Raw genomic sequence first — 14,683 nt, 5'->3', positions numbered from 1 at the left:
CCTATTTCCCGAGTCCTCTGTGGAGATTGCGCCTCCGGGCGGCAAGGCAAATCGCTTGTCAGCCGAGTGGCCGAAGAGAGAATGGCCTCATGCACGACGAACGAACCACGTCCTCGTCCGAGGTTTCGTCGCTTCGCATCTTCGTCGCCGGGGCGACCGGAGTGATCGGCTCTCGCTTGTTGCCGCTGCTCACGCGCGCGGGACACACGGTGGCGGGGATGACTCGCACCGCCGGGAAGGCTCCGCTGGTTCGCAAGCTCGGCGCCGAACCGGTCGTGTGCGACGTCTACGACGCGCCGGCCCTGACCGACGCCGTGCGGGACTTCCGGCCGGATCTCCTACTCCACCAACTCACCGACCTCCCCGACTCCGCCGAGGAACTACCCGAACGGCGGGCCGGCAACGCGCGTATCCGAGTCGAGGGGACTGGCAATCTCATTGCCGCGGCGCGAGCCGCCGGCTGCGAAAGGTTCCTCGCGCAAAGCGTCGCCTGGGAGTTGCCGCCCGAGCACGGCGGCGAGGCGGTCCGGACGCTGGAGGAGGCCGTCCTCGACTTCGGCGGTGTGGTGCTGCGTTACGGCCAGTTCCACGGTCCCGGCACCTTCTACCCCGAGTCGCCGCCGACCGGTCCGCGCGTCCACATCGACACGGCCGCGGCCCGCACGGTCGCCGTGCTGGACCACCCGAGTGGGATCGTCACGATCACCGACGAGACGTCCGCGTCGGACTGAAGGCGCGGGCGTCGGCCGCTCGAATCCACGAAGGTCACCACCGACCGGAACTCCGGCTGCCCGAGGTTCGTACGAAGCAGCCGGGCTCGGTCTTCGGGCGGCCGGGATGGGGTCACGGTGTCGGGGACTTCCACGCGTCGGCAAGTTCGGACAGTCTCTCCGCGGCCCCTTCGTAGGGCGACACCGAGACCGCCACCGTGTCGGCGCCCGCGTCGGCGAACGCCTCCGGGGTGAGGCCCACCCCCTGCCACTCGTCGGCGAGGGACGCCGCCCGGCGCAGTGCGGCGGGGGAGACCCCGCCCACGACGATCGGTAACGGCGTCGTGGGCACGGGAGTGAAGTGGCCCCGTTCGAACGAGTGGAAGCGCCCGTCGAAGCGGGTCGCGCCCGAGAACAGTTCCCGCATCAGCACGAGGGCCTCGTCGGTGCGTGCGCCCCGAGTGGAGAACTCCGCGCCCACCGACTCGAACTCGGTGCGGTCCCACCCCACGCCGACACCCAACGCCACCCGGCCGCCGGACAGCGCGTGGAGGGTCGCGGCCTGTTTGGCCACCGCGAACGGGTTACGCAGGGGCAGCACCAGCACCGAGGTGCCCAGCCGGAGCCGTCGTGTCCGCGCCGCGAGGAAGGCGAGGGTGACCAGCGGCTCGTACACGCCTCCGTAGACGGGGCCGAAGGGCTCGGGCGGCAGTAGGTGGTCCGGCAGCCAGACACCTCGGTAGCCGAGAGCTTCCGCGTGGACGGCGAGGTCCGGGAGGATGCCGGGGGCCATCCCGGCGTCCTCGTCCGGCAGAATCACCTCCAGCTCCATCAGCGCGGCTCCCGCAGGAAGTCGGTCACGACCTTCAACCACTCGTCCGGGGCCTCGGCGCCGATGATGTGTCCGCAGTCGATCTCCACGAGCCGCGCGCCGGGGATGCCGCGGGCGAGTTCGCGTCCCAGGTCGGCGCTGACGAGCTGGTCGCGAGTGGTGGTCACGACGAGCGTCGGCACGCTGATGCGGGGCAGCTCGGCCCGCGTGTCCACGGAGGCGACCAGGTCGACGTGCTCCGGGCTGCCGGGCGGGATCGTCGCGGCGAGGTCGTCGACCGCGCTCTCCAGAGCCTCGGGAGTGAGTTCGGCCAGCCGCACCGGGTCCGTGGCCGCGTAGGTGAGGAACCTCGCCAGGGTCCGGCGGTCACCGTCGAGCAGGTGACGCCAGAGGTCGACGGCGAGCCGCATGCGGTTGTCGAGCCGGGCGAACCCGGCCGTGAGGACGAGGCCCGTGACCCGCTCGGGGTGGCGGGTGGCCGCCCGGACGGCGACCGCGGTGCCCAGCGAGTACCCGAACACGGTGAACCGCTCCGCCCCCTCGCGCACGGCCGTGGCCACGAGCGCGTCGGCGAGACCGTCGAGACTCAGGGGCTCGGGGCTGCGCGGCGTCGCACCGCTGCCGGGGTAGTCGACGCCGATCACCGTGTGGGTGCGGGCCAGCTCGTCGATCAGCGGACCGAAGTTGGCCCGTACCTCGCCGCCCGCGCCGTGAGCCAGCAGCAGCGCGGGTCCGGAGCCCTTGGTGGTCGTCGCGAAATTCTCGATCATGATGCGACGTTAAGGGTTGACATCGGTGACAAGGTCAAGTCCGGAGAGCGGTGTGCTGATCGGTGAGTTGTCCGCCCGCACGGGAGCCAGCGCCCGGCTGTTGCGGTACTACGAGTCCAAGGGGTTGCTTCGCGCGCGGCGGGAAGCCAACGGGTATCGCGTCTATGACGAGGACGCGGTCACGCGGGTGCGGCAGATCAAGGCGTTGCTCGACGCGGGCCTGCCCACGGAACGCATCCGAGAGGTGCTCCCGTGCGCGCGGGGCGAGAAACCCGACCTCGACATGTGCCCGCAGTTGCGCGAGCTGCTGGCCAGGCAGCTGCGCGCTCTCGACGAGGACATCGAGAAATTGCGACACAATCGGACGAGGCTGGCGAATCTGGCGGGTGACGTCCGGGGTTGAGCGCGGTTGTCCGGGGGATGTGCAAGTCTTGACGCCGTGAAGAGACTGCCCCTACGACTGGCGATGTTGGAGGCCGCTCGAATCCTGGAGGAGGCCGGCGTCGCGTCACCGCGTACCGAGGCCGAACTCATCGCCGCCCACGTGCTGGGCGTCGAGCGGGGGAGGTTGCCACTCGTTCCTCTCGTCGACCCGCCGGTCGTGGAGGCCATCCATCGCCTCGTCGCCGAACGTTCCACACGGGTGCCGCTCCAGTACCTCCTCGGCGAGGCCGTGATGGGGGGCATCGGGGTCCGGGTCGGTCCCGGCGTGTTCGTCCCGCGGCCCGAGACCGAATTGTTGTTGGAGTGGGGGCTGAAGCTGCTCAAGGACCGGGCACACCCGGTGGTGGTGGACCTGTGCACCGGATCGGGTGTGCTGGCTCTCGCCGTGGCGCACGCTCGGCCGGACGCGGTCGTCTACGCGGTGGACAACGACCCCGATGCGCTCGCCTGGGCCCGTCACAACGCCGACCTGCGCGCGGAGGCCGGAGACACGCCGATCCGCCTCTACTCGGGCGACGTGACGGACGACACCGTGTTCGCCGAGCTCGACGGGCTCGTGGACCTCGTGCTGTGCAATCCGCCGTACGTGCCGCAGGGCACCCCCGTCCCGCCGGAGGTCGCGGACTACGACCCGCCGCAGGCCGTGTTCGCGGCCGGAGGGGGGCTCGACGTGATCCGGCACGTCGTCACGATGGCGGCTCGCCTGCTGAGGCCGGGGGGCGGTGTCGCCATCGAGCACGACGACACCCACGGGCAGGCGGTGCCCGCCCTGTTGGAGGCTCGGCGCGTCCTCACCGACGTGGTCGATCACACCGATCTGGCGGGGCGTCCACGCTTCGTCACGGCTCGCCGAGTGTGACCGCCGTGGGCCGAGGACCGGCGAAAGGGCAGCGCTAAGCTTGGCGCGCATGAGCGCGGTGTACGACTGCGGTGAGCAGCACACGAGGGCCGACGGGCTGAAGGCCGCCGCCTCGGCGGTGCGTTCCGGCAGGCTCGTGGTGATGCCGACCGACACCGTCTACGGAATCGGTGCCGACGCCTTCGACGCGACGGCCGTGCGGGCCCTGCTGCGGGCCAAGAACCGGGGCCCGGACATGCCGGTGGGCGTCCTCGTCGGCTCCTGGTCCACGGTCGACGGCCTGGTGCTCGGGCTGTCCCGGCACGCCAAGACCCTCATCGAGGCGTTCTGGCCCGGTGATCTGTCGATCGTCGTGCCGCACGCGCCGAGCCTGCAGTGGAACCTCGGCAGCACCAGGGGCACCGTGATGCTGCGGATGCCCTTGCATCCCGTGGCGCTCGAACTGCTGCGCGAGGTCGGCCCCATGGCCGTGTCGAGCGCCAACGTCTCCGGGCAGCCTCCCGCGTCCACGGCGCAACAGGCTCGTGAGCAGCTCGGCGAGTCCGTCGCGGTCTACCTCGACGGCGGTCCGAGCGGCGACCCGGTGCCGTCGACCATCGTCGACCTCACCGGCCCCACCCCGTCCTTGCTCCGTGAGGGCGCTGTGAGTGCCGAGGCGGTATCGGAGGCCCTGGGCATGGAGATCGGCCCGAAAGAGTGACTGTGAACGGTAGCGGTAGCGTTGCTGACTGTGAACCACCCGTCCGTGCTTTTCGGAGGGTGACGCGGTCGTGAACTCCGCTGTCCCCACCGGTCTTCCCATCCGCGAGTACCTGCTCGTCGCTCTCGTCTCCGCCGCGGTGACCTATCTGCTCACCGCCGTCGTGCGTCGGTTCGCCATCAAGGTCAAGGCCGTCGCCGTTCCGCGCAAACGCGACGTCCACGTCGTCCCGATCCCGAGGATGGGTGGACTCGCCATGTATCTCGGCGTGGTCGGCGGTATGGCGTTGGCCCACCAGTTGCCGGTGTTGAGACGGGCGTTCGAGTACTCCTACGACCCGCTCGCCGTCCTCATCGGTGGCGGCGTCATCGTGCTCATCGGCGCGCTCGACGACCGCTTCGAACTCGATGCCTGGACCAAACTGGCCGGTCAGGTCATGTGCGCGGGCATCCTCGTGTTGTTCGGGGTGCAGTGGGTCTCGTTGTGGGTGCCGTGGGGCGGTGACGCCGACGCGCTCGGCAACGTGCTCATGTTCGACCGCAACCAGGGCGGTCTGCTGGTCGTGCTGTTGGTCGTGGTCATGGTGAACGCGATGAACTTCGTCGACGGCCTCGACGGGCTCGCGAGTGGTCTCGGGCTCATCGCGGCGGCGGCGACCTGCACGTTCACGCTGTGGCTGCTGCACTCCTCCGGCGGTGAGGTGAGCACCTATCCGCCCGCGCTCATCGCGGCGACGCTCGCCGGGGCCTGCCTCGGGTTCCTCCCGCACAACTTCCAGCCCGCGAAGATCTTCATGGGCGACTCGGGTTCGATGATGATCGGGCTCATGCTGGCGGCGGCGAGCACGTCGGCGTCGGGTCGGATCGTCTACACGTCGTTCGACGCCACCGACGTCGTGGCTCTGCTCTCGCCGTTGTTCGTGGTGGCGGCCGTGCTGTTCCTTCCCCTGCTCGACCTGGTGTTGGCCGTGGTGCGCCGCACCCGGCGCGGGGAGAGTCCGTTCGCCGCCGACAAGATGCACCTGCACCACCGGCTGCTGGAGATCGGACACTCGCAGCGCCGCGCCGTGCTCCTCATCTACCTGTGGGCGGCGTTGCTCGCGTTCGGAGCGGTCGCGGTGGCGATGTTCGACACGGTGGCGGTGTTCTGGGGCACGTGCGGCGGCCTGTTGATCGCCGCGCTCATCACGTTCGTGCCGCGGCTGAGACGGCAGAAGGAGAAGAGCACCGCCTAGGCTGTCGGCGAGACGCGTCGGGTGCGACCGATGTGGTGAGGCAGCGGGTGACCGAAGAGGCGAGGCGAATGAACATGGTGGACGGTGACGTGGCGGCCGGGACGGCCGCCCGCGACTCGGTGGAGGACGCCGCCCACGAGGCCGCGCAGGCGGAGGCCCGCGCCGCTCACGCGAAGTCGGTGTACGCGCTCGCCGACGCGATGCTGCGGTGGGGGCTGCGCCTTGCGACACCGCTCGTGCTCGTCACGATCGGGGTGGCCACGCTCTCGGCGGGGCAGTCGGGGCTGGTGGGAGCCGCGTTCGGCGCGACGCTCGGTTTCGGTTCCTCGCTCGTGACGATCACGATGATGCGGATCGCGGCCACCCGCCCGCCGAGCACGCTGATGACCCTCGCGCTGGGCGGTTACGCCCTCAAGATGTCGGCGTTGTTGCTGGTCATGTTCCTGCTGCGGGATGTCGAGGGGTTCAGCAGGCCCGCGCTCGCGTTCGGCATGTTGGTGACCGTCGTGGCGTGGGCGGCAGCCGAGGTGGTGGCGTTCCGGACGACTCGAACCCCTACTCTCGTCGTCCCCCGTTCGGCCGAGCGGGTTACGGACGAGTAGGCCAACTGTCCTCGAACGGGGGTGGTTGGAGTACGCCCGTACGGATTGGCTGCTCCGCCCCTGGTATCGTCCGCACCAAGGTCTCATCCCCATTGGGGATGCCCTGCACGGTGCCGGAACTGTATCCGGTACGTTAAGTCCAGGTTTGTGACGATTCCCCCGGCGGAGTGAACGCCGGCCGGGAGAACCGGAAGGAGCCCAGTTGGGCGCGCTGGTACTAGCCGCAGGTGATGAATTCACACCGCCGACGGCAGAAGCCTTCAATCTGCCGGCAATCTTCGGCTGGGTCACGAAACCCATGCTGCTTGCCGTGCTCTCGGTCGTCATCATCGTGGCTTTCTTCCTGCTGACCACCAGGAAGATGAGCGTCGTTCCGGGCAAGGGGCAGTTCCTCGTCGAATCGCTCTACGACTTCGGGCGTAACAACATCGCCCGTGAGCAGATCGGCGCGGCCGACTTCCTCCGTTTCGTGCCGCTGGTGCTGAGCCTGTTCACCTTCATCCTGGTGAACAACCTCTTCGGTCTCGTGCCGGTCCTGCAGTTCCCGACGATGTCGCACATCGGGTTCCCGCTCGCCCTTTCGGTGCTGGTGGTCTATCCGGTGTACCACTACGCGGGAATCAGGAAGCACGGTCTCCGTAAGTACCTCAGGCTGCAGCTCGCGCCTCCGGGGGCCCCGAAGTTCGTGTACATCCTGCTCAGCCCGATTGAGTTCTTCACCAAGTTCTTCATGAACCCGATCACCCTGGCGATCCGGGTTTTCGCGGCCATGTTCGCGGGTCATCTGCTGATCATGCTGTTTGCTATGTCCGCCGAGTACCTGTTGTTGCATGGTGAGGGCTTGGTGAAGGCAGTTTCCGCGTTCTCGTTCGCGGGTGCCTTGGCGATCACGTTCATCGAGGCGCTCGTCATGGTGATCCAGGCGTTCATCTTCGCGTTGTTGTCGGCCAACTACATCGGGGCGGCTCTGGCCGAGGAGCACTGAGTCGTACCCAGAAAAGACCGGCGGACGGCCTACGCGAAGGTGACGTCCGTTCGACCCCAAGGCAAAGGCTCCGTTAACCGAACACGGACGAAGTTGGAAAGGGAAATTACGTGAGCAGCACCATGCTTCTTGCCCAGCAGGCCGCCGAGACCGACATCAACGCGGGTCTCGCCGTCATCGGCTACGGCCTCGGTGCCATCGGTGGTGGTATCGGCGTGGGCATGATCTTCTCGTCGGTCATCAGCGGCACCGCCCGCCAGCCGGAGGCCCAGGGCAAGCTGATGAACATCGGCTTCACCACGTTCGCCCTGGTTGAGGTGCTCGCGCTGCTCGGGTTCGTGCTCTTCTTCCTCGCGGGCTGACGTCCTCCACCGACTGCTTGAGTAACCAGACGAAGTGGAGACGGCGATGATTTTGGCGCAGGCCCAGGAAGATTACGATCCCGTACTTCCGCACGCTTCCGAGATCATCATCGGTCTTGTCGCTTTCCTCATCCTGCTGTTCGTCATGACGAAGTTCGTCAAACCGCGCTTCGAAAAGCTGTACGAGGAGCGGGCAGCCAAGATCGAGGGTGGCATCGAGAAGGCCGAGAAGGCTCAGGCCGAGGCGGAACAGGCGTTGGCGCAGTACAAGGCCCAGCTCGCCGAGGCTCGGACCGAGGCGGCCAAGATCCGCGACGACGCGCGGGCCGAGGCCGAACAGATCAAGGAAGAGCTGCGGGCGCAGGCCGAGGAAGAGGCGCGGCGCATCGTCGCGCAGGGTGAGGCGCAGTTGCAGGCCCAGCGGGCCCAGCTGGTGGCCGAGCTTCGAGAGGAACTCGGGCGCAACGCCGTCCTGCTCGCTGGGCGGATCGTGGGCGAATCGCTCGAGGACGAAGCGCGGCGCCGTGGCACCGTCGACCGGTTCCTGAACGAGCTCGAAGTCAGTGGTGCGGCCGGAGCAAGGAAGTAGGGCCTAGATGACGCTGCATGCTGCGAGCCGCGAGGCTCTGAGCTTCGCCGGGACCCGTCTCGACGAGGTGCTCGGCGACGCGGGCGCCGACCCGTCCGCAGTCGGGGAAGAGCTGCTCTCCGTGGTGGATCTGCTCACCAGGGAGATCGGGTTGCGGCGGGCCGTGTCGGACGGTTCGTCGGACCCCGAGGCCCGCAAGCAGCTGGTCGCGACCCTGCTGCGGGACAAGCTTTCGGTCCCCGCGCTGTCGGTGCTGGAAGCCGTGGTGGGCGAACGGTGGTCGAATCCGCGTGAGCTGGTGGACGGCCTCGAACACCTCGGTTTCTCCGCACTGCTCGCCGGTGCGGAAAAAGCGGGCAAACTGGACGACGTCGAGGACGAATTGTTCCAGTTCGCTCGTATCCTGGAAAGCAAGCCCGAGCTGGAGAGGGCGCTGTCCGACAGGACGGCGCCCGCCGAGGCGAAACGCGGCCTCATCCGCCAGCTCATCGCGGACAAGGTCGATCCGATCACCAGGGTGTTGGTCGAGCAGGTCGTGCTCCGCCCACGCGGTCGCAGCGTCGCCCACGGCGTCGACCAGCTAGTGGAGCTGGCCGCCGGTCGCAACGGCCGGGCGGTGGCCTACGTCACCAGCGCGATCGAGCTGACGGCCGAGCAACGGGAACGGTTGTCCGGCCAGCTTGAGAGGATCTACGAGCGACCGGTGACGTTGCACGTGGTCGTCGACCGCTCGTTGGGCGCCGGCGTGGTGGTTCGGGTCGGCGACGAGGTGATCGACGGTAGTGCCGCCGGCAGGCTGGAAGCCTTGCGCAGGCAACTGGCCGGGTGAGCGAGTCGGCGACATGACACATACTTTGCACACTGGCAAGAACGAAGTGAGAGCGGGAACGACATGGCGGAGCTGACGATCTCCTCGGATGAGATCGCCAACGCGATCGAGAACTACGTCTCGAGTTATTCCCCGGACGTGAGCCGGGAAGAGGTCGGCGTCGTCGTCGACACCGGCGACGGTGTTGCCCACGTCGAAGGCCTGCCGGGCACGATGGCCAACGAGCTGCTGGAGTTCCCCGGCGGCATCCTCGGCGTCGCGCAGAACCTCGACCCGCGCCAGATCGGTGTCGTCATCCTCGGTAACTTCGAGGCGATCGAGGAAGGCCAGGAGGTCAAGCGCACCGGCCAGATCCTGTCGGTCCCGGTCGGCGACAACTTCCTCGGCCGTGTCATCGACCCGCTCGGCAACCCGATCGACGGTCTCGGCGAGATCGAGGCCACCGAGCGGCGCGCGCTGGAGCTGCAGGCCGCTTCGGTGGTGGAGCGGCAGCCGGTGAGCGAGCCGTTGCAGACCGGTATCACGGCCATCGACTCGATGACGCCCATCGGTCGTGGTCAGCGGCAGCTGATCATCGGTGACCGCAAGACCGGCAAGACCGCGGTCTGCGTCGACACGATCATCAACCAGAAGGCCAACTGGGAGAGCGGCGACCCGAAGAAGCAGGTCCGCTGCATCTACGTCGCCGTCGGCCAGAAGGGCTCCACGATCGCGTCCGTGCGCAAGTCGCTGGAGGACGCGGGCGCGATGGAGTACACGACCATCGTCGCCGCCCCGGCGTCCGACTCGGCGGGCTTCAAGTGGCTCGCGCCGTACTCGGGCTCCGCTCTGGGCCAGCACTGGATGTACCAGGGCAAGCACGTGCTGATCGTGTTCGACGACCTCACCAAGCAGGCCGAGGCCTACCGTGCGATCTCGCTGCTGCTGCGTCGTCCGCCGGGCCGCGAGGCGTTCCCCGGTGACGTCTTCTACCTGCACTCGCGTCTGCTGGAGCGCTGCGCGAAGCTGTCGGACGAGCTGGGTGGTGGCTCGCTGACCGGTCTGCCGGTCATCGAGACGAAGGCCAACGACATCTCGGCCTACATCCCCACCAACGTCATCTCGATCACCGACGGGCAGTGCTTCTTCCAGTCGGACCTCTTCAACTCGGGTCAGCGGCCCGCCGTCGACGTGACCACCTCGGTGTCGCGAGTCGGTGGTGACGCGCAGATCAAGGCGATGAAGACGGTCTCCGGTTCGCTGCGTATCGACCTGTCGCAGTACGAGGAACTGAAGGCGTTCGCGGCCTTCGCCTCCGACCTCGACGCCGCGTCGAAGGCCCAGCTCGACCGTGGTGCTCGCCTCTACGAGCTGCTCAAGCAGCCGCAGTACTCGCCGGTGCCGGTCGAGCAGCAGGTGCTCACCATCTTCCTCGGCACGAAGGGCCACTACGACGACGTGCCGATCGAGGACACCGCGCGGTTCAACGCCGAGCTGCTCGAGCACATCCGGCACAAGCACGACGACATCCTCGCCGAGATCCGGGAGACCGGTAAGTGGAGCGATGAACTCGCCGAGCGGGTCGTTTCGATCACCGCCGAGTTCAAGAAGAGCTTCACCACCTCCGAGGGCAAGTCGTTGGTCGGTGACGAGCCCGTGGATCCCATGGACGCCGACAAGGTCGGCCAGGAGTCCGTGAAGGTGCACCGTCCCGCGGCTGTGAAGAAGTAGGGCGCGAACGATGGCCGCTCAGCTTCGTGAGCTCCGGCAGAAGGTCCGGGCAACCAAGTCGATCGGGAAGATCACGAAGGCGATGGAGCTCATCGCCACCTCCCGCATCAGCAAGGCGCAGGCACGGGTCGAGGCTTCGCGCCCCTACGCCACGGAGATCACCAACGTGCTCTCCGCCCTGGCCGGGGCCAGCACGAGCCTCGACCACCCGTTGCTGGTCGAGCGTCCGAACCCCTCTCGGGCCGCGGTGCTGGTGGTCACCAGTGACCGAGGTCTGGTCGGCGGTTACAACGCCAACGCGCTGCGTGCGACGGAGGAGCTGCTCGCGCTGCTTCGTGAGCAGGGCAAGAGCCCGCAGCTCTACGTGATCGGCAGTAAGGGCGTGAACTACTACCGGTTCCGCAACCGTGAGGTCGCGGGCAGCTGGACCGGGTTCTCGCAGCAACCGCGTTACGAGAACGCCGCCGAGGTGGGCGAGACGCTGGTGAAGGCGTTCCTCGCGGGGGCGGACGACTCGGGCACCGACCCGGGTGCGGACGGCGTGCTGGGTGTGGACGAGCTGCACATCGTCTACACGGAGTTCCGTTCGATGCTCACGCAGACTCCGGTCGCGCGCCGCATCGCTCCGCTCGAGGTCGAGTACACCGAGGAGGCCCCTGCGACCATTCCTCCGGCGTACGAGTTCGAGCCGAGTGCCGAGCAGTTGTTGGGGGCGTTGCTGCCGAAGTACATCAACACGCGGATCTACGCGGCGTTGCTGGAGTCGGCGGCATCCGAACTGGCGGCTCAGCGCAACGCCATGAAGTCGGCGTCGGACAACGCCCAGGAGCTGGTCGAGACGTACACCCGACTGGCGAACCAGGCCCGCCAGGCCCAGATCACCCAGGAGATCAGCGAAATCGTCGGTGGGGCGGACGCGCTCGCCGCCACAGGAAGTGATGTGTAAGCCATGACTGCCGTGCAAGACACAGCAACCGCGGCCAAGGGGCGGATCGTCTCCGTGACCGGGCCGGTCGTCGACGTCGAGTTCCCTCGTGGCGCGGTGCCGGACCTGAACAACGCCCTGAAGGTCGAGGTCGAGTTCGAGGAGCTCCGCAAGACCGTCACCCTGGAGGTGGCGCAGCACCTCGGTGACAACCTCGTCCGCACCATCTCGCTCCAGCCGCAGGACGGCCTGGTGCGGGGTGCCGAGGTCATCGACACCGGCGCGCCGATCTCGGTGCCGGTGGGCGAGAAGGTCAAGGGGCACGTCTATAACGCGCTCGGCGAGTGCCTCGACCAGCCCGGCTACGGCGAGGACCTCGAACGGTGGAGCATCCACCGCAAGCCGCCGGCGTTCGACCAGCTCGAGGGCAAGACCCAGATGCTGGAGACCGGCCTGAAGGTGATCGACCTGCTCACCCCGTACGTGCAGGGTGGCAAGATCGGTCTGTTCGGTGGTGCCGGTGTGGGCAAGACGGTGCTCATCAAGGAGATGATCACCCGTGTCGCCAAGAACTTCGGTGGTACCTCGGTGTTCGCCGGTGTCGGTGAGCGCACCCGTGAGGGCACGGACCTCTTCCTGGAGATGAGCGAGGACGGCGTCATCAACGACACCGCGCTCGTCTTCGGGCAGATGGACGAGCCGCCCGGCACCCGTATGCGGGTGGCGCTGTCCGCTCTGACGATGGCGGAGTACTTCCGCGACGTCCAGAACCAGGACGTGCTGCTGTTCATCGACAACATCTTCCGGTTCACCCAGGCCGGTTCCGAGGTGTCGACCCTGCTGGGTCGTATGCCGTCGGCCGTGGGTTACCAGCCGACGCTGGCCGACGAGATGGGTGTGCTCCAGGAGCGCATCACCTCGACCCGAGGCCGGTCGATCACGTCGATGCAGGCGATCTACGTGCCCGCCGACGACTACACCGACCCCGCTCCGGCCACAACGTTCGCCCACCTGGACGCCACCACCGAGCTGTCGCGTTCGGTGTTCCAGAAGGGCATCTTCCCGGCCGTGGACCCGCTGGCCTCCAGCTCCACGATCCTCGACCCGGCCATCGTGGGCGAGGAGCACTACCGGGTCGCCTCCGAGGTCATCCGCATCCTGCAGAAGTACAAGGAGCTGCAGGACATCATCGCGATCCTCGGTATGGACGAGCTGTCGGAAGAGGACAAGCTGACGGTGAACAGGGCCCGCCGTATCGAGCGGTTCCTGTCGCAGAACATGCTGGTGGCGGAGACCTTCACCGGTATCCCCGGTTCGACGGTTCCGTTGTCGGAGACGATCGAGGCGTTCGACAAGATCACCAAGGGTGAGTTCGACCACTACCCGGAGCAGGCGTTCCTGGGTATCGGTGGCCTTGACGACCTCGAGAAGAAGTACAAGGAAATCACCGGCAAGTGAGTTCCGTGAGCGACGGGGTGGCGTCCACTATGGATGTGACCCCGTCGTTTCCGTATCGCCGGGGTGTGCTTGCACGCCGGCGGGCCCGGCTAAACTGGGCGGAACGCGCGTGAGGCATGGAGGAGAGCTACGTGGCTGAGATGTCCGTCGAGCTGGTGGCCGTCGAACGCCGCCTGTGGTCGGGTACGGCCAAGTTCGTCGCCGCGCAGACCACCGAGGGCGAGATCGGCATCCTGCCCGGCCACGAGCCGGTGCTGGGGCAGCTCGTCGAGGGCGGCATCGTCAAGGTGATCACCACGGACGACGAGACTGTGACCGCGGCCGTGCACGGCGGTTTCCTGTCGGTCACGGGCACCGCCGTCAGCGTTCTCGCCGAGTCGGCCGAGCTCGCTGAGGAGGTCGACGTCGAGGCGGCGCGTCGGGCGCTCGCCGAGGAGGACGCGACGGAACGCGCGAAAGCGGCGGCCCGGCTTCGAGCGGCTGGTCACACGGTCTGACCGGGTAGCGAGCGGGAGCCGACCATGGACATCGCGATGCTGGTCCCGGCGCTCCTGCTCGTGCTGCTCGTCGTGGCGGCGTGCTACGCGCTGCGATGGGTGTTCATGCGCCGTCGCGGCGGAGTCACCGTGGCCTTGCGATGGCGGCCGGACAATGCTCGATCCGGCTGGCATCTCGGTGTGGGGCAGTACCGCGGCGAGCGGTTCGTCTGGTATCGCGTGTGGAGCCTGCGGATCGGCCCCAGCCGCGTCTTCCACAGAGACACGTTGGAAATTGTCGGTCGTCGTGACCCGGTGGGCACCGAGTCGTACGCGGTGCCCTCGGGATCGCGGGTGCTTCGATGTCGTCCCGGCGACGACGAACCCATCGAGATCGCCATGGGCCCCGGAGCGTTGACGGGTTTCCTGTCGTGGTTGGAATCGGCTCCTCCGGGGCGGAGGCTTCCCCGAGCCAGTTGACGGTGCTTTTCCTGAACCGTCGGTGACGGGGTCGCTGTCCTCCGTCACCGTCCGGCTTCGAACGTTCCCTAGCGGTCGCCGCCGGGCTTCCAGAGCACGTCCCCGTCGGGGTTGGCGACCCTGGCGAGAATGAACAGCAGGTCCGAAAGCCGGTTGAGGTAGGTCACCGCGAGGGGGTTCGTGCCTTCGCGATCGGCCTCCACCAACGCCCACGCCGATCGTTCCGCCCGCCGAGCCACCGTCCGAGCCTGGTGCAGCAGCGCCGCGCCCGGTGTGCCGCCGGGAAGAATGAACGACGTCAGCTTGCCCACTCGCTCGTTGAACTCGTCGCACCAGCCTTCGAGACGATCGACGTAGTCCTGCGTGACACGCAACGGGGGATGGGCGGGGTTCTCGACCACCGGGGTGCTCAAGTCGGCACCCACGTCGAACAGGTCGTTCTGCACGCTCCGCAGTACCCGCACGATGTCCTCGGGCAGCGAGCCGAGTGCGATCGCGACGCCGATCACCGAGTTGGTCTCGTCGACGTCGGCGTAGGCCCCCAGCCGTGGGTCCGTCTTGGGAACACGGGTGCCGTCGCCGAGCGCCGTGGTTCCGTTGTCACCGGCTCGGGTGTAGACGCGGTTGATCCGTACGGGCATGGCCGCAGTCTACGGCCACCCGGACCGTGGAGGCACCGACCACATCGAGGTGTGACCATGCTTCGGGCGGCCTTATC

At 67.7% G+C, this 14,683-nt stretch carries 18 protein-coding genes; 15 read left to right on the top strand and 3 right to left on the bottom strand.

Going from position 1 to position 14,683, the window contains the following annotated elements; translation table 11 throughout:
- Window positions 1–89: 89 nt before the first annotated feature.
- The gene (locus SACGLDRAFT_RS16265; protein WP_005465948.1) at window positions 90–731 is read left to right on the top strand and encodes an NAD-dependent epimerase/dehydratase family protein; all 642 of its coding nucleotides are present in this window, start codon (window positions 90–92) and stop codon (window positions 729–731) included.
- Window positions 732–843: 112 nt separating this feature from the next.
- Here the strand turns inward: SACGLDRAFT_RS16265 and SACGLDRAFT_RS16260 are convergent, their stop codons facing one another.
- Together SACGLDRAFT_RS16260 and SACGLDRAFT_RS16255 are read right to left on the bottom strand one after the other, a co-directional pair.
- Window positions 844–1,542 carry a TIGR03619 family F420-dependent LLM class oxidoreductase gene (locus SACGLDRAFT_RS16260; protein ID WP_005465947.1) on the bottom strand — a complete coding sequence of 233 codons (699 nt, stop codon included), beginning with the start codon at window positions 1,540–1,542 and terminating at the stop codon, window positions 844–846.
- Complete coding sequence (locus SACGLDRAFT_RS16255; protein WP_005465946.1) at window positions 1,542–2,312, bottom strand: alpha/beta fold hydrolase; 771 nt, start codon at window positions 2,310–2,312, stop codon at window positions 1,542–1,544. The genes SACGLDRAFT_RS16260 and SACGLDRAFT_RS16255 overlap by 1 nt, the downstream gene beginning before the upstream one ends.
- A gap of 52 nt (window positions 2,313–2,364) precedes the next feature.
- Here SACGLDRAFT_RS16255 and SACGLDRAFT_RS16250 point away from each other — a divergent pair, with 52 nt between their 5' ends.
- The 14 genes from SACGLDRAFT_RS16250 (at window position 2,365) to SACGLDRAFT_RS16185 (ending at window position 13,965) form a co-directional block, all read left to right on the top strand.
- Window positions 2,365–2,715: a MerR family transcriptional regulator gene (locus SACGLDRAFT_RS16250; RefSeq protein WP_005465945.1), complete on the top strand. Its 351-nt coding sequence runs from the start codon at window positions 2,365–2,367 to the stop codon at window positions 2,713–2,715.
- A gap of 36 nt (window positions 2,716–2,751) precedes the next feature.
- A complete protein-coding gene (gene prmC / locus SACGLDRAFT_RS16245; RefSeq protein ID WP_005465944.1) occupies window positions 2,752–3,615 on the top strand; it encodes a peptide chain release factor N(5)-glutamine methyltransferase in 864 nt (287 codons plus the stop codon).
- Window positions 3,616–3,664: 49 nt separating this feature from the next.
- The gene (locus SACGLDRAFT_RS16240) at window positions 3,665–4,315 is read left to right on the top strand and encodes an L-threonylcarbamoyladenylate synthase (protein WP_005465943.1); all 651 of its coding nucleotides are present in this window, start codon (window positions 3,665–3,667) and stop codon (window positions 4,313–4,315) included.
- 70 nt (window positions 4,316–4,385) lie between these two features.
- Window positions 4,386–5,549 (top strand): glycosyltransferase family 4 protein, encoded by a 1,164-nt coding sequence (locus SACGLDRAFT_RS16235; protein WP_005465942.1) that lies wholly within the window; start codon window positions 4,386–4,388, stop codon window positions 5,547–5,549.
- A gap of 68 nt (window positions 5,550–5,617) precedes the next feature.
- On the top strand, window positions 5,618–6,151 hold the full coding sequence (locus SACGLDRAFT_RS16230; protein WP_005465941.1) for a hypothetical protein: 534 nt from the start codon (window positions 5,618–5,620) through the stop codon (window positions 6,149–6,151).
- A gap of 202 nt (window positions 6,152–6,353) precedes the next feature.
- Window positions 6,354–7,136 carry a F0F1 ATP synthase subunit A gene (atpB, locus tag SACGLDRAFT_RS16225; protein ID WP_005465940.1) on the top strand — a complete coding sequence of 261 codons (783 nt, stop codon included), beginning with the start codon at window positions 6,354–6,356 and terminating at the stop codon, window positions 7,134–7,136.
- Between the two features lie 122 nt (window positions 7,137–7,258).
- Complete coding sequence (locus tag SACGLDRAFT_RS16220) at window positions 7,259–7,498, top strand: F0F1 ATP synthase subunit C (RefSeq protein WP_005458740.1); 240 nt, start codon at window positions 7,259–7,261, stop codon at window positions 7,496–7,498.
- 46 nt (window positions 7,499–7,544) lie between these two features.
- Window positions 7,545–8,087, top strand: coding sequence for a F0F1 ATP synthase subunit B (locus SACGLDRAFT_RS16215; protein WP_005465939.1), 543 nt, complete (start codon window positions 7,545–7,547; stop codon window positions 8,085–8,087).
- A gap of 7 nt (window positions 8,088–8,094) precedes the next feature.
- Window positions 8,095–8,916 (top strand): F0F1 ATP synthase subunit delta, encoded by an 822-nt coding sequence (locus SACGLDRAFT_RS16210; protein WP_005465938.1) that lies wholly within the window; start codon window positions 8,095–8,097, stop codon window positions 8,914–8,916.
- A 63-nt stretch (window positions 8,917–8,979) separates the two neighbouring features.
- On the top strand, window positions 8,980–10,626 hold the full coding sequence (gene atpA, locus SACGLDRAFT_RS16205; RefSeq protein ID WP_005465937.1) for a F0F1 ATP synthase subunit alpha: 1,647 nt from the start codon (window positions 8,980–8,982) through the stop codon (window positions 10,624–10,626).
- Window positions 10,627–10,636: 10 nt separating this feature from the next.
- Window positions 10,637–11,572: a F0F1 ATP synthase subunit gamma gene (locus tag SACGLDRAFT_RS16200; RefSeq protein WP_005465936.1), complete on the top strand. Its 936-nt coding sequence runs from the start codon at window positions 10,637–10,639 to the stop codon at window positions 11,570–11,572.
- Between the two features lie 3 nt (window positions 11,573–11,575).
- A complete protein-coding gene (gene atpD, locus SACGLDRAFT_RS16195) occupies window positions 11,576–13,009 on the top strand; it encodes a F0F1 ATP synthase subunit beta (RefSeq protein WP_005465935.1) in 1,434 nt (477 codons plus the stop codon).
- A 131-nt stretch (window positions 13,010–13,140) separates the two neighbouring features.
- A complete protein-coding gene (locus SACGLDRAFT_RS16190; RefSeq protein WP_005465934.1) occupies window positions 13,141–13,506 on the top strand; it encodes a F0F1 ATP synthase subunit epsilon in 366 nt (121 codons plus the stop codon).
- Between the two features lie 24 nt (window positions 13,507–13,530).
- Window positions 13,531–13,965, top strand: coding sequence for a DUF2550 domain-containing protein (locus SACGLDRAFT_RS16185; RefSeq protein ID WP_005465933.1), 435 nt, complete (start codon window positions 13,531–13,533; stop codon window positions 13,963–13,965).
- Window positions 13,966–14,033: 68 nt separating this feature from the next.
- On the opposite strand, the gene SACGLDRAFT_RS16180 is transcribed toward SACGLDRAFT_RS16185, so the two are convergent.
- The gene (locus SACGLDRAFT_RS16180; protein WP_005465932.1) at window positions 14,034–14,606 is read right to left on the bottom strand and encodes a cob(I)yrinic acid a,c-diamide adenosyltransferase; all 573 of its coding nucleotides are present in this window, start codon (window positions 14,604–14,606) and stop codon (window positions 14,034–14,036) included.
- Window positions 14,607–14,683: the final 77 nt, after the last annotated feature.

It is taken from the genome of Saccharomonospora glauca K62 (genome assembly GCF_000243395.2).
In the GTDB taxonomy this organism is placed as follows: Bacteria; Actinomycetota; Actinomycetes; order Mycobacteriales; family Pseudonocardiaceae; genus Saccharomonospora; species Saccharomonospora glauca.
Note: the sequence above shows the minus strand (reverse complement) of the source record. Positions and strands in the feature narration are given on the sequence as shown.

Excerpts from the sequence above, each read along its gene's own strand:
- atpD (WP_005465935.1), top strand. The coding sequence starts at position 11,576 with ATGACTGCCGTGCAAGACACAGCAACCGCGGCCAAGGGGCGGATCGTC.
- SACGLDRAFT_RS16210 (WP_005465938.1), top strand. The coding sequence starts at position 8,095 with ATGACGCTGCATGCTGCGAGCCGCGAGGCTCTGAGCTTCGCCGGGACC.
- SACGLDRAFT_RS16255 (WP_005465946.1), bottom strand. The coding sequence starts at position 2,312 with ATGATCGAGAATTTCGCGACGACCACCAAGGGCTCCGGACCCGCGCTG.
- SACGLDRAFT_RS16240 (WP_005465943.1), top strand. The coding sequence starts at position 3,665 with ATGAGCGCGGTGTACGACTGCGGTGAGCAGCACACGAGGGCCGACGGG.
- SACGLDRAFT_RS16200 (WP_005465936.1), top strand. The coding sequence starts at position 10,637 with ATGGCCGCTCAGCTTCGTGAGCTCCGGCAGAAGGTCCGGGCAACCAAG.
- SACGLDRAFT_RS16230 (WP_005465941.1), top strand. The coding sequence starts at position 5,618 with ATGAACATGGTGGACGGTGACGTGGCGGCCGGGACGGCCGCCCGCGAC.
- SACGLDRAFT_RS16260 (WP_005465947.1), bottom strand. The coding sequence starts at position 1,542 with ATGGAGCTGGAGGTGATTCTGCCGGACGAGGACGCCGGGATGGCCCCC.
- SACGLDRAFT_RS16220 (WP_005458740.1), top strand. The coding sequence starts at position 7,259 with ATGCTTCTTGCCCAGCAGGCCGCCGAGACCGACATCAACGCGGGTCTC.
- SACGLDRAFT_RS16215 (WP_005465939.1), top strand. The coding sequence starts at position 7,545 with ATGATTTTGGCGCAGGCCCAGGAAGATTACGATCCCGTACTTCCGCAC.
- SACGLDRAFT_RS16265 (WP_005465948.1), top strand. The coding sequence starts at position 90 with ATGCACGACGAACGAACCACGTCCTCGTCCGAGGTTTCGTCGCTTCGC.
- atpA (WP_005465937.1), top strand. The coding sequence starts at position 8,980 with ATGGCGGAGCTGACGATCTCCTCGGATGAGATCGCCAACGCGATCGAG.
- SACGLDRAFT_RS16180 (WP_005465932.1), bottom strand. The coding sequence starts at position 14,606 with ATGCCCGTACGGATCAACCGCGTCTACACCCGAGCCGGTGACAACGGA.
- SACGLDRAFT_RS16185 (WP_005465933.1), top strand. The coding sequence starts at position 13,531 with ATGGACATCGCGATGCTGGTCCCGGCGCTCCTGCTCGTGCTGCTCGTC.